Source organism: Citrobacter sp. Ce104, assembly GCF_030334595.1.
GTDB lineage: Bacteria > Pseudomonadota > Gammaproteobacteria > Enterobacterales > Enterobacteriaceae > Citrobacter > Citrobacter europaeus.
The window spans coordinates 1-227 of record NZ_JAOWDP010000004.1 but is presented as its reverse complement, the minus strand read 5'-3'; the positions used below and the strand labels follow the sequence as shown (position 1 = coordinate 227).

2 tRNA genes are annotated in these 227 nt (G+C 58.1%); both read left to right on the top strand.

The window, feature by feature from the left end:
- The first annotated feature begins 28 nt into the window (after positions 1–28).
- Positions 29–105, top strand: a tRNA-Met gene (locus OGW16_RS00020).
- Between the two features lie 48 nt (positions 106–153).
- Positions 154–227, top strand: a tRNA-Met gene (locus tag OGW16_RS00015).

Below are 227 nucleotides of genomic sequence, written 5' to 3'. Positions count from 1 at the left end.
CGAGCAGAGTATAGTGCGCATCCACGGACGCGGGGTGGAGCAGCCTGGTAGCTCGTCGGGCTCATAACCCGAAGGTCGTCAGTTCAAATCTGGCCCCCGCAACCAATTAAAATCAGAAGCAGTAACGTTACTCGATGGAAGAGTAATGACGGACGCGGGGTGGAGCAGCCTGGTAGCTCGTCGGGCTCATAACCCGAAGGTCGTCGGTTCAAATCCGGCCCCCGCAA